General features: G+C 37.4%; 6 protein-coding genes. 5 read left to right on the forward strand and 1 reads right to left on the reverse strand.

The features are described 5' to 3' along the window. The 5 genes from RHTP_RS07345 to RHTP_RS07365 form a co-directional block, all read left to right on the forward strand. Window positions 1-2,309, forward strand: a 2,309-nt coding sequence (locus tag RHTP_RS07345) for an RHS repeat domain-containing protein (protein ID WP_138107480.1), incomplete at its 5' end; no start/stop codon positions are given. An 11-nt stretch (window positions 2,310-2,320) separates the two neighbouring features. Beyond that, entirely contained in the window at window positions 2,321-3,193 is an 873-nt protein-coding gene (locus tag RHTP_RS08990; RefSeq protein ID WP_138107481.1) for an immunity 53 family protein, read from the forward strand. Between the two features lie 121 nt (window positions 3,194-3,314). Then, the gene (locus tag RHTP_RS07355) at window positions 3,315-3,617 is read left to right on the forward strand and encodes a polymorphic toxin type 24 domain-containing protein (RefSeq protein ID WP_138107482.1); all 303 of its coding nucleotides are present in this window, start codon (window positions 3,315-3,317) and stop codon (window positions 3,615-3,617) included. A 3-nt stretch (window positions 3,618-3,620) separates the two neighbouring features. After that, the gene (locus tag RHTP_RS07360; RefSeq protein WP_138107483.1) at window positions 3,621-4,094 is read left to right on the forward strand and encodes a hypothetical protein; all 474 of its coding nucleotides are present in this window, start codon (window positions 3,621-3,623) and stop codon (window positions 4,092-4,094) included. A 17-nt stretch (window positions 4,095-4,111) separates the two neighbouring features. Then, window positions 4,112-4,525, forward strand: a complete 414-nt coding sequence (locus tag RHTP_RS07365; RefSeq protein ID WP_138107484.1) for a hypothetical protein — start codon at window positions 4,112-4,114, stop codon at window positions 4,523-4,525. Between the two features lie 197 nt (window positions 4,526-4,722). Here the strand turns inward: RHTP_RS07365 and RHTP_RS07370 are convergent. Next, a partial coding sequence (locus RHTP_RS07370; RefSeq protein WP_244609539.1) for a transposase occupies window positions 4,723-4,923 on the reverse strand: 201 nt, incomplete at its 5' end.

A 4,923-nucleotide genomic window follows, 5' to 3' on the forward strand; every position in this document is an offset into this window, starting at 1 on the left:
TTGCCACTTACTACAAATACAATTTAGCAGGGCAAAAAATAGAAGAGACAAGAGCTAATCGCAAAACAAAATTTCGCTATGACTCCCTCGGATTTTTAGCAGCCGAAGAAACAGCGAATCGCTGCATCACCTATGTTCATGATCAAATGGGTCAGCTGCTCACAAAATCCATAGATGGCCTTCTGACAACCCATTGGACTTATGATTCAGCAGGTCTTGCTGCAACAATCAAACGAGCAGGAACTTCTTCTTTTATTTATGATCCTTATAACCGCCTGATTAAAATAGTCGATGAGGAAGGCGCACAAACAAACATTACCTATGAGGAAAGAGATCAAGTCTTAGTCAAAACGATCCGAGATCCAAGAAACATAGAGACGATCGAAACCTACAATGCACACAACCTTCTTCTTAAAAGAGAAATCCCAGGCAGCTTCTGCCTAGGCAGTTTATTAGAAGAATTCGAATACGACCTAGCTCTTCGACTCATTAGACAAGGGCCTTTACACTTTTCTTATAGCCCTAAAGGAAACCAAACCTCCCTAACAGAAGCAGAAACCCGAACCACTTTTTGGACCTATACCCCAAGTGGAAAAATCCAAACAAAAACCAAACCCGACGGGACTCTTCTCTCATATGAATATAATTCTCAAGGGGAATTGATTAAAGTAAGCTCCCGCCTAGGCAGCTCTCGCGAATTTCAGTACGATCGCTTAGGCCGTTTAACTAAAGGAAGTGGGTTTTCTAGAACTCTTGATCCCTTTGGCAATATCTTAAAAGAAGAATTTTCCAACGGGCTTATGTTGGAGAGTACCTACGATGATTGGAATCGCCCTTTGACAAGAACGCTCCCTGATTACAGCCGCATCGTTTATGAATATGAGGGTCCTTATCTTAGACGAGTCACCAGATTAAATCCTAAGGGCTCCACCTTGTATTCACACATATATGAAGAATATAATGAAGCTGGGCTTCCCCTATCAGAAACAGGACTTTTTCAAACCACCTATACTTACGACAAGACCGGAAGAAGAACATCCCAAATAAATCCCTACCTGAACGATACCCTAATCTACGATAAAGCCGGCAACCTCATTCAAAGAGGCACTGTCGTTTATACTTACGATAAGGTTTCCCAACTCACCTCAGAAACAGATAAATTCACAGCCCTCTACGACCAGCACTACAACTGCATCGAGAAAAATGGGAAACCTCAACCAGTCGATGCCATAAATCAGATCCAAGGACTTCCCTACGATATAAACGGAAACCTGACAAAACCCGGCTTTGGTTTTGATGTTTTTGATCAACTCCTAGTCGAAGGAGAAAACCTCGTTTACGACGCCTTGGGAAGAAGATTACAAAAAGGCCATACTTCCTATCTCTACATCGATGATGAAGAGATAGGATCTTTTGAAGCCATGCAACCTCAAGAGCTCAAAATACCAGGCCATCAAAACATCGTTGCCATTGAAATAAAAAACCGCCCCTATGCCCCTGTTCAAGATGTACAAGGAACAATCCGCTACCTGATTGATTGGAAAACAAAAAAAATAGCTCAAGAGAACACGTGTGATGCCTTTGGTTCAGGGTTAACAGATGCAATCCCTTATGCCTATGCAGGAAAAAGATACGATGCAAAAACAAACCTTGTCTACTTCGGGAAGCGCTACTATGATCCAGAACTTAGCCGTTGGTTAACTAGAGATCCTTTAGGGCCCATTGATCATTCCAACCTCTACCAATATGTTTTCAATAATCCCTTTGCCTATCGAGATCCAACCGGAGAATTTGCCTTCGCAATACCCCTTTTAGTCTGGGGTGCAGAATTAGTTCTTCCCTCTTTAACAGCTTTTATTGTCCCAGTTGCTTATACAGCACTCACAGGAATTGCTGCTTACGCAGGCTACAAAGTGTCTCAGGTCATTTACGAAAGAAGCTACGATAACGTTCTTTTTAAAAACTCTTCTACAGTCCGAGGACCGAGCAATGCTTCAAAAAAAGGAACTGGTAAAGGGAGTGGAAGGCCAGACAAATTAAAGCCAGATCCAGACACAAAAGGCGTCGTCGCACATAGTGTGTTCAGAAGACACCCGGAGACTAATAAAGTGATAAAGTACGAAACCTTTAAACCACAAACCAATCCTAGAGACCCAGCTCCTTATGAAAGTGTAAAAAGATATGATGGTCCAGGAGCTGGGTCTCATCGGAATAAGGTTTTAGACCAAGAGATAGAAGTCCCTCATGTTCATGATCCCTCTTGTCCAGGAGGCATTAGACCAGCTTTACCTTGGGAAATCCCAAAATAAAGGAAAAATCTATGAAAGAAGATGATTTTTTATGGCTTCAACAATGGTTTCGAGTCCATTGCAATGGAAATTGGGAGCAAGATGATAGAATTCAAATAGGGAATATTGACAATCCTGGTTGGTCATTAACAATAGATTTGGAAGATACAGAGTTAGAAAGTAAAAATTTCCAAAAGATAAAAATAGATCGATCGGAAGAAGATTGGATACTTTGTACAGTTAAGAACACTAAATTTGAAGGAAGATGTGGTATTGAAAACTTACCAGGAACTTTGAAAGTATTTCGTCATTGGGTTGAAAATGAATCATTCGATTTTACCTTGGAAAATATCAAAATAAAAGAAAATCTTATGATAGAAGATGATTTTTTATGGCTTCAACAGTGGTATCAAGATAACTGTGATGGGGATTGGGAACATACTTATGGAGTCTCTCTCGAGAATATTGACAATCCTGGTTGGTCATTAATAATAGATTTGAACGAGACAGATCTAGAATATGCAAATTTCCAAGAGATAAAAATAGATCGATCGGAAGAAGATTGGATACTTTGTACAGTTAAGAACACTAAATTTGAAGGAAGATGTGGCGTTAGAAACTTACCAGAAGTTTTGAAAGTATTTCGTCATTGGGTGATTGAAAATGAGCCATCTAAAAATAATGAATATGCGTGGAATGATTATGTTATTATTAAGCAAGATGCTCCAGAGCAGTTTTGTCCAGGAGAGATTGGGGTTGTATGCGGCATGTCGGAAATCAAATTTGAAGACATTGCAAAAGAATTTTTCTCAGAGTTAGGGGATTGGATTTATATTATAAAATTTAAGACCGGTAGAGAGATTCGAGTTGCTGGTCGTTTTTTGGAGAAATACTCAGAAGTATAGTGATAAGGCATGAAACCTTTATGATTTGCCCTCTTTATAACAGCTTTTGTTGTTCCGGTTGCTTATACAGCACTCACAGGAATTGCTGCTTACGCAGGTTATAAAGTTTCTCAGGTCATTTATGAAAGAAGCTACGATAACGTTCTTTTTAAAAACTTCCAAAAAAGAAGCTCTTTGCCCTGATCCAGACTCAAGAGCAGCGGGTAATCCACATACAATAATTCAAGTTCCAGGGATTGCTGGCTCATATACGACTTATAATGGAGATGGCACCTATAAACAATATCGAGGATCTGGCAAACCTCATGGGGATGTACCTAGGCCAAATGTGAAAGAAACCAAAAATAATCTATCACCCATAGGCCCTATCCCAGGTAAGCCTACAGTAAGGCCAGCAAAGCCGGAAGAAATTCCAAAAGGATAGCTCATGAAAAATTTAATTTTAAAAGACTTTGCAAAATGGACAAAATTAAATAAAGGCAATAAATTTTCTTTGTATGACTACATTTTCCATATAACTAAATTAAAAAAAGTGGATTCCGATATATACTTTGCTTTTTTTGAATTATTTTGGCCTTCTTTTATTGTCTACAAAGATTATATCCTTCTGAAGGAAAATTTTTCAGAAGAAAAAATTGAAGATTTAATAAGAAGAAAAGAAAAAGTTGAATTTTGGATGAATTTTTTTATTACCGATCCATATTTTGAGAATCAAGAAAATGAAGAAGTAAAATCAGAATCCTTAGCTCGGTCTCTAGTGCAGATATGGCAAGCAAAACTAGAAAAAGACTTCCCAACCAAGAATTTTATTATTAAATATATTTGTGATGAAGAATATGGCGACTATGGATTAACTTTTTACCAAAAAATTAATCAAAGCTCTTGCAGCTCTCCAGATTAAGTTTGGTGGAAATAACTATGAAAAAAAATTTAATCGAGTATTATGCGCCATTTTTTCACGATGGATCAATCATTTCTATAGAGCATCATCACAACAATATGGAAATTTCCATGGAGAGTGCTCAGATGGATATTGAAGATTTAAAAGATGATACTAAGTTGTCAGAACATGATTGTATTAAAGGAAAGCTGCATTTAGAAAATATTAAAACTATATCAATTAGGGAGATCCCTTATTTTGGAACATTACAAATGCCTTATGATACGGGAAGTATCTTTGATTTCATCTTAGACAAACAAATGGTTGAGCTACAAATAATATGGGAAAATTTCCCCCCCAAACCAGATGTTAATGAATTCTCTACTATCAAAATCACAGCAGAAAAGATTTGGTGGGAAAACATTCCTGACCTTTTTGATCCCTTTTGGTAAAGCTAGCTCTTGTGACTGTTGTCATCATTAGAGGATTGGTATAGCTAGAGATACTAAAAATTTGATTCAACCTATTACACTCTTAGATCTTTACAACCTACTTAGATATCAATTTACAATAGATTTTTGTTTTTCTTATTTTTTCGAATCAATAAATGACTATATATAAACACCTTATAACCCCAGTTTTGGGTTTTCTAGCTGGTAACTAGCTCTAAACTTTCCTTATCAGACATCCTAATACAAGGCTTTTTAGGTTGCCTCATATAAGCTGCAATTCCACAAAGAGTATTAACCAAAAAGTTACTCACTGATCTATGCCTTGTGTGCTCAATCTGGGATATATTTTTAAGTTGATCATTTACAGTTTCAATAATAACTCTTTTACGCAGTAGTAT

It is taken from the genome of Candidatus Rhabdochlamydia sp. T3358, from assembly GCF_901000775.1.
Classification (GTDB): Bacteria; Chlamydiota; Chlamydiia; order Chlamydiales; family Rhabdochlamydiaceae; genus Rhabdochlamydia.